The 15,198-nt window shown below is 65.6% G+C and carries 16 protein-coding genes and 1 tRNA gene; 13 read left to right on the forward strand and 4 right to left on the reverse strand.

Going from position 1 to position 15,198, the window contains the following annotated elements; all coding sequences use genetic code 11:
• Positions 1-272 precede the first annotated feature (272 nt).
• From LK535_RS10870 to LK535_RS10885, 4 genes are all read left to right on the forward strand, one after another.
• Positions 273-1,325 (forward strand): class I SAM-dependent methyltransferase, encoded by a 1,053-nt coding sequence (locus LK535_RS10870; RefSeq protein ID WP_227771937.1) that lies wholly within the window; start codon positions 273-275, stop codon positions 1,323-1,325.
• Complete coding sequence (locus tag LK535_RS10875) at positions 1,322-1,837, forward strand: GNAT family N-acetyltransferase (RefSeq protein WP_227771938.1); 516 nt, start codon at positions 1,322-1,324, stop codon at positions 1,835-1,837. Before LK535_RS10870 ends, LK535_RS10875 begins: the two co-directional genes overlap by 4 nt.
• On the forward strand, positions 1,834-2,592 hold the full coding sequence (pgeF, locus tag LK535_RS10880) for a peptidoglycan editing factor PgeF (RefSeq protein WP_227771939.1): 759 nt from the start codon (positions 1,834-1,836) through the stop codon (positions 2,590-2,592). Before LK535_RS10875 ends, pgeF begins: the two co-directional genes overlap by 4 nt.
• A gap of 146 nt (positions 2,593-2,738) precedes the next feature.
• A complete protein-coding gene (locus LK535_RS10885) occupies positions 2,739-3,953 on the forward strand; it encodes a UbiH/UbiF/VisC/COQ6 family ubiquinone biosynthesis hydroxylase (RefSeq protein WP_227771940.1) in 1,215 nt (404 codons plus the stop codon).
• A 52-nt stretch (positions 3,954-4,005) separates the two neighbouring features.
• Here the strand turns inward: LK535_RS10885 and LK535_RS10890 are convergent, their stop codons facing one another.
• Positions 4,006-4,749, reverse strand: coding sequence for a hypothetical protein (locus LK535_RS10890; protein ID WP_227771941.1), 744 nt, complete (start codon positions 4,747-4,749; stop codon positions 4,006-4,008).
• Positions 4,750-5,042: 293 nt separating this feature from the next.
• Here LK535_RS10890 and LK535_RS10895 point away from each other — a divergent pair, with 293 nt between their 5' ends.
• Positions 5,043-5,735, forward strand: a complete 693-nt coding sequence (locus LK535_RS10895) for a phytanoyl-CoA dioxygenase family protein (RefSeq protein WP_227771942.1) — start codon at positions 5,043-5,045, stop codon at positions 5,733-5,735.
• Positions 5,736-5,858: 123 nt separating this feature from the next.
• On the opposite strand, the gene LK535_RS10900 is transcribed toward LK535_RS10895, so the two are convergent.
• On the reverse strand, positions 5,859-6,659 hold the full coding sequence (locus tag LK535_RS10900) for a DUF72 domain-containing protein (protein ID WP_227771943.1): 801 nt from the start codon (positions 6,657-6,659) through the stop codon (positions 5,859-5,861).
• A 116-nt stretch (positions 6,660-6,775) separates the two neighbouring features.
• Positions 6,776-6,850: transfer RNA gene (locus tag LK535_RS10905), tRNA-Gly, on the reverse strand.
• Positions 6,851-6,991: 141 nt separating this feature from the next.
• On the opposite strand from LK535_RS10905, the gene LK535_RS10910 reads away from it, so the two are divergent.
• The 8 genes from LK535_RS10910 to LK535_RS10945 all read left to right on the forward strand — a co-directional run bounded on the left by LK535_RS10910 (position 6,992) and on the right by LK535_RS10945 (position 14,162).
• Positions 6,992-7,702 carry a response regulator transcription factor gene (locus LK535_RS10910; protein ID WP_227771944.1) on the forward strand — a complete coding sequence of 237 codons (711 nt, stop codon included), beginning with the start codon at positions 6,992-6,994 and terminating at the stop codon, positions 7,700-7,702.
• Positions 7,699-9,039, forward strand: a complete 1,341-nt coding sequence (locus LK535_RS10915; RefSeq protein WP_227771945.1) for an ATP-binding protein — start codon at positions 7,699-7,701, stop codon at positions 9,037-9,039. Before LK535_RS10910 ends, LK535_RS10915 begins: the two co-directional genes overlap by 4 nt.
• Positions 9,040-9,101: 62 nt before the next feature.
• Complete coding sequence (locus LK535_RS10920) at positions 9,102-9,800, forward strand: carbonic anhydrase (RefSeq protein ID WP_227771946.1); 699 nt, start codon at positions 9,102-9,104, stop codon at positions 9,798-9,800.
• Positions 9,800-11,329 (forward strand): SulP family inorganic anion transporter, encoded by a 1,530-nt coding sequence (locus LK535_RS10925; protein WP_227771947.1) that lies wholly within the window; start codon positions 9,800-9,802, stop codon positions 11,327-11,329. The genes LK535_RS10920 and LK535_RS10925 overlap by 1 nt, the downstream gene beginning before the upstream one ends.
• Before the next feature lie 156 nt (positions 11,330-11,485).
• Positions 11,486-12,334, forward strand: coding sequence for a TorF family putative porin (locus tag LK535_RS10930; RefSeq protein ID WP_227771948.1), 849 nt, complete (start codon positions 11,486-11,488; stop codon positions 12,332-12,334).
• A gap of 132 nt (positions 12,335-12,466) precedes the next feature.
• Positions 12,467-13,363, forward strand: a complete 897-nt coding sequence (locus LK535_RS10935; RefSeq protein WP_227772267.1) for a tetratricopeptide repeat protein — start codon at positions 12,467-12,469, stop codon at positions 13,361-13,363.
• On the forward strand, positions 13,360-13,977 hold the full coding sequence (locus tag LK535_RS10940; protein ID WP_227771949.1) for an LON peptidase substrate-binding domain-containing protein: 618 nt from the start codon (positions 13,360-13,362) through the stop codon (positions 13,975-13,977). The genes LK535_RS10935 and LK535_RS10940 overlap by 4 nt, the downstream gene beginning before the upstream one ends.
• The gene (locus tag LK535_RS10945) at positions 13,974-14,162 is read left to right on the forward strand and encodes a Trm112 family protein (protein WP_227771950.1); all 189 of its coding nucleotides are present in this window, start codon (positions 13,974-13,976) and stop codon (positions 14,160-14,162) included. The genes LK535_RS10940 and LK535_RS10945 overlap by 4 nt, the downstream gene beginning before the upstream one ends.
• Positions 14,163-14,664: 502 nt before the next feature.
• Here LK535_RS10945 and pal read toward each other — a convergent pair.
• Complete coding sequence (gene pal / locus LK535_RS10950; protein WP_227771951.1) at positions 14,665-15,180, reverse strand: peptidoglycan-associated lipoprotein Pal; 516 nt, start codon at positions 15,178-15,180, stop codon at positions 14,665-14,667.
• Positions 15,181-15,198 lie beyond the last annotated feature (18 nt).

Consider the following 15,198-nt stretch of genomic DNA (forward strand, 5'->3'; position numbering starts at 1 on the left):
GGTTCGGGTGTTCTTCTGGGACTCGAACCTTCGAGCCCTCCCGCCATTGAAAAGGCGGGACAAAACTCGACCCTCCCCGGCGACCTCGATCACCTACCCCGGCATACTCCTCTTCTGGGCACCATTTTCCTGCAGGCAGGAATTCTCCCAAATACGGCTATATTCATCGCCGCCAGGCGCCGGCGTCTGGCGTGGCGAAGCCACCAGACCCGATCCACCAGACCCCACCTCCGCTTGCGGTAAGTGCGGCGGGTCGGCATGTCGGAGTGCTCATGACCGACAAGCCACATCACGATCCCGCGGCCGTGCGTGAGGGCAATTTGCCCGAACGGCTCGCCCGCGCCATTACGCTGGGCGGGCCGATCCCCGTCAGCCAGTTCATGGCAGCGGCGAACGCGCATTATTATGCGACCCGCGATCCGCTCGGCAGCGATGGCGATTTCACCACTGCCCCGGAAATCAGCCAGATGTTCGGCGAGCTCATCGGCTTGTGGGCTGCCGATCTGTGGGATCGCGCCGGGCGTCCCGAGGTCCGCTGGGTCGAGCTTGGTCCGGGAAGGGGCACGCTGACGGCCGATGCGATGCGTGCGGCTTCACGCGCGGGCTTCGCACCGCCGATCCACTTTGTCGAGACCAGTCCGGTGCTGCGGGAACGGCAAGCGGCCCGGGTGCCCGCCGCGACCTGGCACGACGATGTCGAGGATCTGCCCACGGACCGCCCGCTGATCATCATCGCCAACGAATTCTTCGACGCGCTGCCGATCCGCCAGCTGGTGCGCGGGCGCAGCGGCTGGCACGAGCGGATCGTCGCGTGCCAGGACCTGCTGTTCCTCCCCATCGCTGGCGCTTCCGTGCCCGACACCATCATTCCCGACGATCTGCGCGAGGCCGCGCCGGGCGCGATCATCGAGACCTCGCCGACCAGCGTCGGGATCATGCGCGTGCTTGCCGCGCGCATCGTGGCGCAGGGCGGTGCCCTGCTCGCCATCGATTATGGCTATGAGGGGCCGGCAATCGGCGAAACACTGCAAGCCGTGCGCGGCCATGCTTATGCCAACCCGTTCGAGGAGCCGGGCGACCGCGATCTGACCGCACACGTCGATTTCGCCACCCTTGGCATGGTCGGCACGGCCAGTGGCGCGGTGGTTTCCGGCCCGGTGCCACAAGGCGCGTTCCTGACGCGGCTGGGCATCGATGCCCGGGCCGCCGCGCTCGGCCCGCGCGTCGCGCCGGATCGGGATCGGCTGGTCGACGCGATGGGCACGCTGTTCAAGGCGATGGCCGTGCGCCATCGTGACTGGCCGGAGCCGGCAGGATTCGCATGATCGATTATCGCAATGCCGTGAACACGGACGGGCAAGCGCTGGATGCCATGGCCCGCCGGGTCTGGCTCGCCACCTTCGGCCATTCGGCGCCGGCCAAGGACATCGAGGCCTATGTGGCGCACGCTTACGGGCCGGAGGGGATGCTGCGCCGGCACCTCGCCGATCCGGACTTTGACTTCCAGATCGCGTTGGAGGGCGGGGTGGTGATCGGCTATTGCAAGGTCGGGCCGACGTTCTTCAACGGCGAGGTGCCCACCGAAGGCACGCTCCACCTGCATCAGCTTTATGTCGACCCCGCCGCGCATGGCAGCGGGGTGGCAGCGCATCTGCTCGACTGGTCCTGCGACCTGGCGCGGCGGCGCAATCGCCAGGCGATCCTGCTGACCGTGTGGGAGGAAAACCACCGCGCCCGCGCATTTTATGCCAAGCACGGTTTCACCCACATCGGGGATTATGCCTTCAAGACCGGTGGGCAGATTGACCGGGATCTGATCATGAGGCGCGAATTGTGAGCGATCTGGACGTTATTCGCGCGCGTGCGCTGGACGGAGTGGCGCACGGCTTTCTCGGTCGGCGCGGCGGCGTGTCGCAGGGCCTGCACGGCGGGCTGAACGTGGGGCTGGGGTCGGAAGATGATCCCGCCGCCGTGGCGGAAAACCGCCGTCGCGCGGCCGAAGCGGTGCTTCCCGGCGCGCCGCTCGTCACCTGTTTCCAGATCCATTCCGCCGATTGCGTTAACGTGACGGAGCCGCCGGCGGAGCGCCCGCGCGCCGACGCGCTGGTGACCAATCGTCCCGGCATGGCGCTGGGCATCCTGACCGCGGATTGTGCCCCGGTCCTGCTGGCGGATGCCGAGGCGGGCGTGATCGGCGCCGCCCATGCGGGGTGGAAGGGCGCGATCGGCGGCGTCACCGATTCCACGCTTGACGCCATGGAACAGCTCGGCGCCCGCCGCGATCGCATCGCCGCCGCGATCGGCCCCTGTATCGCCCGCACCAGCTATGAGGTGGATGAGGGCTTCCGACGGCGTTTCGAGGAGGAAGATCCCGCCAACGAGCGCTTCTTCGTCGATGCGCGTCAGGGTCATGCGCAGTTCGATCTGGAGGCCTATGTCACCCATCGCCTCGCCGCGGCGGGCGTACGGCGCATCGAGGCGCTGGGGCTGGATACTTATGCCGACGAAAGCCGCTTTTTCAGCTTTCGCCGCGCCACCCATCGCGGCGAACCCGATTACGGCCGGCAGATCGCCATCATCGGGCTGGCTTGACCGGCTGCTTTCGTCTTCCGCCCCCACGCGCTAGAGCGTCGCCAACACGCCCGCTGATCCGGTGACGACCGGCGCGTCGCCCCGACCCGCGCCCGGGACCACGTGGACGCAGAGGACGCGGAACGGAATATACAAGGGCCAAGCACATGCAGCACGCGGACGTACTCATCCTTGGCGGCGGGCTGGTCGGCGCGACCCTGGCGATCGCGTTGGATCGGCATGGCCTGTCCACGATCGTGGTCGATCCCGCGGACCCATCGGTCACGCTGTCGGCGGGTTTTGACGGTCGCGCCTCCGCCATCGCCAGCGCCAGCCATCGCATGCTGGAGGCAATTGGCGTCGCCGATCGGCTGGCAGGACAAGGCTGCGCCATTCGGCAAATCCGGGTGAGCGACGGGCTGGAACCCGGCGCACTCGATTTCATCCCGGATGCCGATGATGGCGCGCTTGGCATCATGTATGAAAATCGCGCCCTGCGCCGCGCGCTGGCACGGTCGCTGGCGGAAAGCGGCGTGGATTTTCGCCCGATGACTCGCGCCAGCAACGTTGAGCGTTCGGCAACCGGCGTGCGCGCCCTGCTGAGCGACGGCACCGAAGTCACGGCATCGCTGCTCGTTGCGGCGGAGGGGCGCAACTCGCCCACGCGGGCAGCCGCCGGGATCACGACGGCCCAGTGGCGCTATGATCATGCCGCCATCATTGGCGCCTTCCACCATGAACGCTCGCACGAAAATATCGCGTTCGAAATCTTCTATCCGTCGGGCCCCTTTGCGCTTCTTCCATTGGTGGACGATGAGGACGGACATCGTTGCGCCATCGTCTGGTCGGTGAAGCAGTCGCAAGGCCCGGCGATGCTGAAGCTTTCCGATCGCGCCTTTCTGGCAGAGGCGGAAAAGCGCATGGGCGGGTTCCTCGGTACATTGTCCAAGGCGAGCCCGCGGTCGAGCTATCCCCTGGGGTTCCATCATGCCGCCGCCATCACGGCCGAGCGGCTGGCGCTGATCGGTGACGCCGCGCATGGCATTCACCCGATCGCCGGGCAGGGGCTCAACCTCGGCTTCCGTGACGTGGCGGCGCTGGTGGAGGTGCTGGTGGAGGGTCGCCGCCTCGGGCTGGATGCCGGCGACGCACAATTGCTGGACCGCTATCGCCGCTGGCGGAGCCTGGACACGCTGATGGTGGCCGGCGCGACGGATACATTGACGCGGCTGTTCGGCATCCCCGGCCGCGCCGCCAGCGCGGTGCGCCGGTTCGGCATTTCGGCGGTAAACGCCATTCCGCCGCTCAAGGATCGCTTCATGGCGGAAGCGCGCGGCGAAACCGGCGCGCTGCCCCGCTTGCTACAGGGCCTGACCGTCTAAGGCGCTCTGCCGGCGGCCGGCGAGTCCGGCCGTCCGGCAGGCTGGCGTTTGTTCAAACGCCCGGCAGGCGCTGCGCCACGCTGATCCACGCGGCCGAGTTCATCAGCCCGACGCCGAAGGTCACCCCGGCGCCCGTCACGGCAGCGCCGGTCACGCTCGCCCAGTGCAGGCGGCCCCGTGACGCATAATCCCACCAGAACAGCAGCCCGAATGGCAGCAGCCCGATGACCTGGCTGATCGTGAACACCGCTGGCGATGGCGGCCCCAGGGGGATGCGGCCCATGGCCGGTCCCATGAACACCAGCGTCGCCGACAGCATCAGCCGCTTGTGCGCCTGTACGTCGCGCCGCCGGACGAAACCGAGCGTGGCCAGCGGCGCATAGGCGAGCAGCGCCCCCATTGGCAGTGCCATCCAGCCATAGGGGCTGATCCCCGGCGGCTGGGTCAGCCGCTGTGGCAGGTGGATCATCGTCAGGTACATGAACGGGATCATCAGTACCGCGACGATCATCCCCGCGACACCCAGCCGCATGTGCAGGTCGCGACGGCCGGCGGAAACCAGCTGCGTCTGCGCCCAGAAGATCGTCAGCCACAGGGTGCACAGCACGCCATGGGCGATCACCGTGGCGTCAAACGGCGCCAGCGGCCGCGGCGACGGCACCATGCCGCGCAGGAACCAGCTCGGTGCGAAACCGGCGAAGACCAGCGCGACCATCAGCCACGCCATGTAACGGTAGAAGCGCCGCTCCGCCGTATCGCGCGGGCGGGCAGCAGCAGCGGCGAAGGCGGTCGCCATGCGAAATACCTTTCATCCTGTCGATGAAGACTGCCTAGGCCACCGTCGGGCGCCCCTCACCCGCGCCGCGACGCGCCTGCGACCGTGCGACCGGCCTGCGATGAATGTGCAATCCACCTGTCGGCGGGCAGGACGGCGGCAGCACCGTTGCGTCCGCGGCCCGCACGGATCGTTGATCCGTCAGCCCCCTCCTTCTCGGGCGGCGTGGTTGAGGGCCGCGCCGGCACGAAAAGAGGTCCGCCAGGCGATGCACGTTTCACCTTGCCCGTTCCGCCTTTCCCGCGCGTAATCCGATGATGCGAGATCCCACGCCGGCGACCGCCGCGCTCACCCTTGGCCATGACGGGGCACAACTATACCGCGGCGCCCTCACCGCTCACCTCGGCGCCCTTCTCACTGCTGTCGATGACCTGCCGGACGGTCAGGCAGGGGTCCGCATCAACGGCCTTGCTCCCTTGCGCTCATTTCTTGCGCCGACCGGTCCGATCGGATCGATCGCAGCGGGCGTGCTCGGCCCGTCCAGCCGCGCGGTCCGGGCGGTGCTGTTCGACAAGACCGAAGGGACCAACTGGTCCTTGGGATGGCATCAGGATCGTACCATCTGCGTGCGACAAAGGATCGATGCTCCGGGCTTTGGCCCCTGGACGGTCAAAGGCGGCATGCAGCACGTTGCCCCGCCGTTCGAACTGCTTGCCCGCATGGTCACGATGCGGGTGCATCTCGACGATGTTCCGGCGACCAACGCCCCCCTGCTGATCGCACCAGGCTCCCACAAGGCCGGCCGCATTCCGGTCGACCGCATTGATGCCGCGGTGAACCGGCACGGCACGGCCGCGTGCCTCGCGCAGGCGGGGGACGCCTGGCTATACGCCACCCCGATCCTGCACGCTTCGCAAGCCGCAGCCGCGCCGATGCGCCGCCGCGTGCTCCAGATCGATTTCGCCGCCGAAGACCTGCCGGGCGACCTCGAGTGGCTCGGCGTTTGATTGCGTGTCCGGGCGCCGATCGTGCCGGATGCCGCTATCAGCACCGTCGCTGAATAGGCACCGCCGCCGGCTCGGAACCATGCTGGCCGATCGCCTCCGGAAGCAGGCCGAACTGTGCCGCAGTCAGGCCGACAGTCGCTCGATCAAGGCCAAAGCACCTGCGGGCGCCTTGGGTTTGAAGCCGTTGATGAAGAACACGAACGTGTCCCGCGGCTTCTGCTCCGGCGCTCCACTGGTCACATAGGGAAGGTCGCCCGGCTGGCCGCCCGCTGCCCATGTCCGAGCCGCCTCGGCCCAGCGATCCAGTGCTTCCGGGGCATAGCCTGCCGCCTCATCCTCCACCGCCGCCTCAAGCCGCGCGTACACGAAGTCGCCGGTCACATCCGCAATGGCGGGATAGTCCGTCGAGTCGCCGAACACGATGGCGACGCCGGCCGCCCGGCACATGGAAACGAACTCTGGAACGGCAAAGCTCTCGTGCCGCACCTGAACGGCATGGCGCAGCGCCACACCGTCCTGCACCTTCGGCAAAAGCGCGAGAAATGCTGCGAAATCATCGGGTTCGAACTTCTTCGTCGCCATGAACTGCCAGAGGATCGGCCCCAGCTTGTCGCCTAGCTCTACGATCCCTTGCGCAGCGAACTTGGCCACCGACTCTCCCGCCTCGGCCAGCACCTTGCGGTTGGTGCAAAAGCGCGACGCCTTCAACGTAAAGACAAATCCCTCCGGTGCCGTCGCGGCCCAGCTTGCAAACGTCGCGGGTTTGAACCCGCTGTAGTATGTCCCGTTCACCTCGATCGCGGTCACCTGCCGGCTGGCAAATTCCAACTCGCGCTTGATCGGCCACTTGGGGGGATAAAAACTGCCGCGCCACGGCTCGTAGGTCCATCCGCCGATGCCGACACGAATCGGTGCATAAGTCATGGCCGGCGGCTTAGCAGCACGTCAGCACAGTCGCGACGACTACCTCGCCTCCCCGCTCGGGATCCGGCCGTGTGATAATGCTGGTTCGGATGAGTCGCTGCCCCGATGGCAGCGACTGGAGCGGGCGAAGGGATTCGAACCCTCGACCCCAACCTTGGCAAGGTTGTGCTCTACCCCTGAGCTACGCCCGCTCTGGCGCCGTGTCCCGGAAGGTTCCGGGCTGGGTGAGGCGCGGCCACTAGCAGCGGGATTCGACCCCTGCAACCCCCAAATGCAACATTCTTCCAGAAAGATTGACCGAAGCGGCCCTTCCCGCCTACCTGCGCTGCGGCATGACAGCCCCTACCATCTTGCTCGTCGAGGACGATCCTGCGCTCCGCACGCTGACGGCGCGGGCGCTGCAGGAAAATGGCTTCAACGTGCGGCCTGCTTCGGCCGCGCCGGAAATGTGGCTCGCGCTGGACGCGGGGCCGGTGGACCTCGTCCTCCTGGACATCATGCTGCCGGGCACCAGCGGCATCGATTTGTGCCGCTCGCTTCGGCAAAAGAGCGACGTGCCGATCATCTTCATCTCGGCTCGCTCCAGTGAGACTGATCGGGTCGTCGGACTGGAACTTGGCGCAGACGATTACATCGCCAAGCCGTTCGGCGTTCGTGAGCTGGTTGCGCGGGTACGCGCGGTGCTCCGCCGTCCGGCGCTTGACCGCCGCTCCGGCGAAGGTGATCAGGGATTGCTCAGGTTCGAAGGCTGGACGATCAATTTGCCCCGTCGCGAACTCACTTCCCCCACCGGCGCGTCGGTGGATCTGACGGGCGCGGAGTTCGATCTCCTGGTTGCCCTCGCGGATCACGCGCAGCGCGTGATCGCGCGTGAACGGCTCATCGAGCTTTCCCGAACGCGGCTTGGCGACAGTTCGGATCGTTCCATTGATGTCCTCGTCAGCCGCCTCCGCCGCAAACTCTCCAGCGCGGGCGAGCAAGCACCGATCGTGACGGTGCGCGGTGTTGGTTACATGCTGAACGTCCCGGTGGAGCGCAGTTGAGGCGCTGGATACCGAGCGTCGGCCTGCTCGGGCAGGTCGTCGCCATTCTGTTGCTTACCATGCTGATCGAGTTCGGCGTCTCCACCCTGCTCTATGAGCGGGCGAGCGAGTTCTCCGTACGCGACGACGAGGCCAGGCGCTTGGCCGAACATCTCGTCATCAGTCGACGCCTGCTTGAGGATCGACCGCCAGCGCAGCGCCCGGCCTTGGCCAACGAACTCACGACCGACCGCTACGAGGTGCAGTGGGACGGGGCCGCCGGCATACCGCCCGCGGTGGAGCCAGCGCTCGATCCCATGCGCCGCCAAATCGTTGATTGGGAACCCTCGCTTAAAACCGGGGATCTGCGCCTGCGGCTCATCTCACCCGGGCGCAGTTCCAAGGTGCGCGGGGCCCTCAGATTGCGCGATGGCAGCTGGCTTCACTTCCGCACTCTTAACGCCGTGGCACGTCTGGAATTCGCCTTTGAGCGGATCCTGTTGGGGCTTGTGCCGGCGATTGCACTGATGGTGCTGGGCGGACTGATGCTCCGCCGCGCGCTCCACCCGCTGCGACGGCTCGCCGAGGCAGCGGATCGGGTTGGCCATGACGAGGTCGGGACGGTTCCTGAGGACGGCCCCCGGGAAGTCCGTCGGCTGGTTGGCGCCTTTAATCGGATGCAGGCGCGGATCGCGGCGTTGATTGACGCACGCACGCAATCATTGGCTGCGGTCGGACATGACCTGCGCACGCCACTCGCCCGGCTTCGCTTGCGAACGGAGGCGATCGCCAGTGCAGACACCCGAGAGGCGATCGGACGGGACATCTCGGAGATGGAGGCGATGATCGCGTCGCTCCTGGCCTTCCTGAGCGGAGACAGCGATCCGGAGAAGCCGTCAGCGCTGGACTTGGCGGTGCTGTGCGCAACGTTGGTCGATGATGCCGCTGATCGCGGGTATGACGCGACCTATGTCGGGCCCGATCATTTCGAGTTGCGCTTGCGCCGACTGGCAATGAAGCGGGCCCTCACCAATCTCGTCGACAATGCCCTGAAATATGGCAGGTGCGCGACTGTCGAGCTTTTGCCGGGCGACGGCATCGTGACGATACGAGTGTCGGACGAAGGCCCGGGCGTGCCCCACGAAGAGCTTGCCCATGTGCTGGAACCGTTCGTGCGTCTTGATCCGGCGCGGGGCCGCGACACGATCGGTTTTGGCCTCGGCCTGCCAATCGCGGTTCAGGCGATCAAGGCGGAAGGCGGAACCCTGACGCTCGCCAATCGCGCCGACGGCGGCTTGGTCGCCACTGTAATCCTGCCGATCACACAGCTGGCGTCCGGGACACAAAACGTAACGTGATCGCTGCGGGCCAGAAAGGCACGAGGATTATCTAGGCTGTTCCAAATTTAGGAGCAGCTTCCGTGAACGAACTGATCGGCCGCGTCTTTGACTTCGAAAAGAAAGTCTACGAGGACAGCCGCGCGCTTTACTCGAAGCTCGCAAACCATGGTCAAGAACCAAAGGCGTTGATGATCAGCTGTGCTGATTCGCGCGTGGTTCCAGAACAGATCATGCAGGCTCAGCCTGGCGACCTTTTTGTATGCCGCAACGCTGGCAACATCGTGCCGCCTTACGCAACGCAGAACGGCGGCGTCACTTCCACTGTTGAATATGCAGTATTGGCTCTTGGGATCCGCGACATCATTGTTTGCGGTCACTCCGACTGCGGCGCGATGAAGGGCCTGGCGGGCGATCCTGCCAAGCTTGAAGCCATGCCCAATGTGGTTGCTTGGCTCCGGCACGGCTCCGCTGCGCGACAAGTGGTGGATTCAAGCTATGCCGATCTCGAGGACGGCGCGCGCGTGCGGGCAGTGAGCCTTGAGAATGTCGTGGCGCAGCTTGCGCATCTGCGCACCCATCCGTCCGTTGCCGCAGGTATCGCCCGCGGCGAGATCGCGCTGCACGGTTGGTTCGTGGACATTCACGCCGGGCAGATGCTCGCCCTGAACGGCGAAACCGGCCGGTTCGAATCGGTTCGCGGCGATCGCCCGCTTCCAGTCGCTTTGCCCGCAGCGCGGCGCCTTGCGGCGGACTTCATCACTCAAGAGGCGGCTGAGTAATGACCCAGGCAGCGGTAGAGCGCCCCGGCGTCTCCATACCCTCAATTCAGTTCCTGGGGCGGGATCTCACCGCCTCGATCGTCGTGTTCCTGGTCGCGATGCCCCTGTGTATGGGCATCGCGGTCGCGTCCGGCGTGGCACCTGAAAAGGGGCTTATCACCGGCATCATCGGCGGCATCGTAGTCGGCGCGCTGGCCGGCTCGCCGCTGCAGGTCTCGGGCCCGGCCGCCGGCCTTGCAGTCATCGTTTTCGAACTCGTGCGCGATCAGGGCCTGTCAGCACTCGGACCGATTCTGATCCTGGCGGGTGCTATCCAAGTCGCGGCCGGTATCTTTCGCTTGGGCGGATGGTTTCGCGCCATCAGCCCCGCGGTGGTGCACGGCATGTTGGCCGGCATCGGCGTTCTGATCGTCGTGGGTCAATTCCACGTCCTGTTCGATGAGCGACCGCTCTCTTCCGGACCGGAAAACCTCGCCGCAATGCCCGGCCGTCTGCTTGGTTTGTCGTCCGACATTCGCGCGACCGAGCTGGCGTTCATGCTCGCGCTTGTCACGATCGGCGCCATGGTGGGCTGGGAGAAGTTCCGGCCGCAGGCGCTTCGCCTACTGCCGGGCGCGCTCGTTGGCGTGCTCGCCGCGACGCTCCTGACGCTGGTCTTCGGCCTGGATGTCGCAAAGGTGGTGGTGCCCGAATCGATCGTCGCCGCCATTGCGCCGCCCGAAAGCGGCTTCCTCGCACGGTTCATGGATCCGGCGATCCTTACAGCCGCGGTCGCCATCGCCTTTATCGCGTCCGCTGAAACGCTGCTGTCCGCCGCCGCCGTCGACAAGATGCATGATGGAGTCCGCACCGATTACAACAAGGAATTACGTGCGCAGGGCGTCGGCAACTTGCTGTGCGGCTTTGCCGGCTCTCTCCCGATGACGGGCGTCATCGTCCGCAGCTCTGCGAATGTTCAGGCCGGTGCCGTAACCCGCGCCTCTGCAATCCTGCACGGCATCTGGATCCTGGGTTTCGTCGCTCTGCTGCCGTGGTTGCTGCGGGCCATCCCGATGGCGTCGCTGGGCGCCGTGCTGGTGGTTACGGGTTGGCGCCTCGTCAGCCTCAAGCACGCCAAGCACCTGTTCAAGGATTATGGCGTTCTTCCAGTGGCGATCTGGGCTGTGACGTTGATCATGGTCGTGGCCACCGATCTGCTGACCGGCGTTCTGACCGGCATCGCCCTCACCGTTCTGGAACTGATCCCGAATCTTCGCCGCCTGAAGCTGAGGGTCAAGGAACAGCGCGACGGCGAGGCACATGCGATCGAACTTGATGGCGCGGCGACGTTCGTCACCCTGCCGAAGCTGTCGGCCACGCTGGATCGTGTCCCCGCCAGCGCACCGGTCCGCCTCGACGTCTCGAAGCTCGACGCGGTGGACCACACCACTGCTGAACTGCTGCGAGACTGGTTCCAGCGCCGCAAGGCCGCCGGAAATCCCGTGGAACTACGCGGCCAACGTGGCCGGATCGCCACACTGGCTGCATAAACCGTCGGTGCAGAAACACTTTGACGCAGTCCAGCAACATCTTGTTTGATCAGCTGCGATAGCGTCAAAGTGTCCGACCAGCTCGCGACCGCTCCCCGGGGAGGAGGAGCGCGGGCGGATCGGAAGCAGGAGGAGCCTCTGCCAACAGGAGGTTCCATGACGTTACTGAAATATATACCCGCGCTCATCCTGGCGTCCCTGGCGCTGCCCGCCGCCGCACAGGACGAAGAGCCCCCCAAGCCGGTCACAGTCAGCGGCAGCGTCGGTCTCGTCTCGGATTATCGATTCCGAGGCGTATCCCAGACAGACGAGAATCTTGCCGTGCAAGGCGGCATCACCATCGCTCATGAAAGCGGCCTGTACATTGGCACGTGGGGCTCGAACCTCGCGGGATGGGGCACGTTCGGTGGGGCCAACATGGAACTGGACCTCATCGCCGGGTACAAGGCGACGCTCGATGACGTGACGGTCGACGTGGGTGCCACCTGGTACATGTACCCGGGCGGATTCAATAACACCGACTTCATCGAACCCTACGTCAAGGTTTCCGGCACAATGGGTCCCGCGGCGCTCACTGCCGGCCTTGCCTATGCGCCCAAGCAGGAAGCGTTGGGGGCCTGGTACCTGAACGGCGCATCGGCCGCGGCTGGCGTTTATGACAACCCCGGCGACAAGAACGACAATCTCTATGTCTGGGTCGACGGCGCCGTTGGCGTGCCAAATACGCCCGTGACGCTGAAGGGACATGTCGGCTTTTCGAACGGTAATGAGGGTCTGGGCCCGTTCGCCACCAGCGTCGCCCCCACCGGTGAGTATATCGATTGGCTGATCGGGGCGGACTTCGCCATCCCAAGCACGCCGCTCACGCTGGGTGTGGCTTATGTCGACACCAATCTCAGCAGCCGGGATACGGCCTATATCCAGCCCAGCTTCAGCAAAGGGCAGGACGGCACAGGCTCGATCGCGGATGGCACCGTGCTGTTCTCGCTGACCGCGGCCTTCTGATCCTCGCCTGATCGCCCGCACGGGCGTCCCGTACTCAACCACGGAACGGGCCGGGGGGTTTGCTTCCCCCGGCCCGTCACCACATAAGGGGGATGAACGACTAATCGGGAGCAGCCCTTGGCTACGTTGGGAATGAGTGCCGCGGAAAAGGAAGCCGTTCAGGCGTTCCGCCGCGACGTGGTCGAACCGTCGATGACGAAGCTCGTCATCCTCGATTTCTGGGCGGAATGGTGCGGGCCGTGCAAGGCGCTCGCACCGGTGCTCGAAAAGGTGGCAGCTGCCTATGCCGACAAGGGCGTGGTGCTGGCCAAGGTCGATACTGACAAGAACCAGTTCATCGCCGCGCAATTCCAGATCCGCTCCATTCCAACCGTCTACGCGATGTTCCAGGGTCAATTGGTTGCCGATCTGACCAACGCCCGAACCGAGTCACAGCTGCGCACCAGTCTTGATCAGTTGCTGCGCCAATTGCCCATCCAGGGGGAGGCGCAATCGCAAGAGGCTGAGCTTGAGCCGCTGATCGCGATGGGCGAGCAAGTGCTCGGCGAAGGTGACGCTGAGCGCGCATTGTCAATTTTCGACCAATTGTTCGAAATGGCGCCCGATCATCCCGCGGTTCTGTCCGGTCGTATCCGCGCCCTGGTAGCTGCGGGTGCTCACGACGAAGCAGAAGCTGCCCTCGCCACCCTGCCGGACGACGTCGCCAGCCGCCCGGACATCGAACGCGCGCGCTCCGCTCTGGCACTCGCCAGATCCGCCCCCCAGGTCAGTGATCTGGTTCCCCTCGAAGCCGCGGTTGCTGCCAATCCTGACGATCTCCAGGCCCGCTTCGATCTTGCCAATGCGCAAATGGCTGCGGGCAACCGCGACGCGGCGGCTGACGGCTTCCTTGCCATCACTGCTCAGGAGCGTGACTGGAACGAGGGCGCGGCGCGTCAGCAACTCCTGAAGCTGTTTGAAGTGGTCGGGCTGGAGGATCCCTGGGTGTCGGCCCAGCGCCGCCGATTGTCCGCCATTCTCTTCGGATGACACGCCTTTCCATCTTTCCTTTGCCCGGCGCTCTGCTTTTTCCGGGCATGCACCTGCCGCTGCACATCTTCGAACCGAGGTATCGGGCAATGGTGTCCGATGCCATGGCGCGGGACCGCCGGATCGGCATGATTCAGCCGCGCGTCATGGAGGCTGGTGCCGGCGATCGGCCCGCCCTCTACGATCTCGGCTGCGTCGGACGCATTGCCGAGATCGAGATGCTGGACGACGGGCGCTCAAACCTGGTGCTCGAAGGGCTGTCGCTGTTTCGAGTGGTGCGCGAACTCGACGTATCCACCCTGTTCCGCCAGGTGGAGGCAGAACTCCTTCCGCCGCCAGAGCCGGAGACACTCTCGCTTGGCTCCCGCGCGTCGTTGGAGATGGAGGCCCGCCGCTTTGCCGATCGGCAAGGCTATGCGGTGGACTGGGAAGCGGTGTCGCGACTTGACGACCAAAGCCTGGTCAACGGCATCGCGCAAATTGCCCCGTTTGACGTGGCGGCGAAGCAGGCACTGCTGGAGGCCGACGGCATCACCAGCCGCGCCGACCTGATCGTACAGTTGATGCAATTCTTCGGCCGCCATGACGGCGATGACCGGGTGACGTTGCAGTGACGATCGATCCTTGGCTGCTCGAGCGGCTCGTCTGCCCGGCCACACGCACCCCGCTGATCCTGAGCGAACGGGGCGACGAGCTTGTGTCAGTGGCAGCAAGCTTGGCTTATCCGATCCGCGGCGGCGTTCCGGTGCTACTTGTCGAAGAAGCCCGGCCGCTCGCCGGCAGTTCTCTCAACGACTGAGCAAGGGCGGGCCATCATTCCGGCAGAGCCGCGAGACAGCGGCATCGTGAGCCTGCCGCTTGTTGGGGAGGGGAAGTACGCCTTCGTCGCTGCTTACGACGTCCTGGTCGCAGCGTCGGCCACTCGGTCGACGCGGACCTGACGCGGGGTCACGCTTCCGCCACCACGGCCGGGAAAGGAGACGAACAATGCATCGTCCAAGTTTCTTCCCGGCGTTGTTCGCCGGCTTCCTTCTCACCATTCTAACGTTGGCGCCGTCGATCGGCGCCGCTTGAAGCCTGCGGCGCCGGTTCGCTCCCCCGTCGCCGCTGCACATGCGGGCGTTCGCGGAACGGCGCGAACGCCCGCTTCTTTGGTGCGAGCAGAGTACGAAGCGTTCTTCAGCGCAGTTGAGCGCTGCCCTTCCCGCCTCGCAATCGGAACAAGACGCCGACGGGTCCGCATCCAGCCGCCGGCAGGCGCGCTTGCGACGCGCCGGTGCCGGCAACCGGAACGGTGCTGATCAGTTCAGGACCACCGTCACCGCGCGGCGGTTGCGTGCCCAGCTCTCCTCATCTGAACCAAGCGCCAGCGGACGTTCCTTGCCGTAGCTGATCGTGGTGATCCGGCTTGGCGAGATTCCCTGTGCCACTAGGTAGTTCTTGGCGGCATTGGCGCGGCGGTCGCCGAGTGCGAGGTTATACTCACGCGTGCCGCGCTCGTCGGCATGGCCCTCGATGGTCACGCGAATGTTCGGATAGCGCTGCAGCCAGACGACCTGGCTGTCGAGAATGCCGCGCGCCGTGCCATCGATGTCATATTGGTCAAGACCGAAGTTGACGGTGTCGCTGGTCACCGAACGCTTGAAGTCCTCGGACGAGCCCGGGACGACGGCGCCCTCGGTCGAACCGGTCGATCCGGTCGGCGCGGCTGGCGCTTCGCCGGGCGCGGGCGGAAGAACTTCGGGCCGCTTCTTCGAGCAAGCCGCAGTGGTCACCAGCGCAGTCGCGAGCAGGATCGTGGTGGTCAGTCTCGCCATTCTTTTTCTCCCATTTTC

It is taken from the genome of Sphingomonas sp. IC4-52, assembly GCF_020707225.1.
Classification (GTDB): Bacteria; Pseudomonadota; Alphaproteobacteria; order Sphingomonadales; family Sphingomonadaceae; genus Sphingomonas.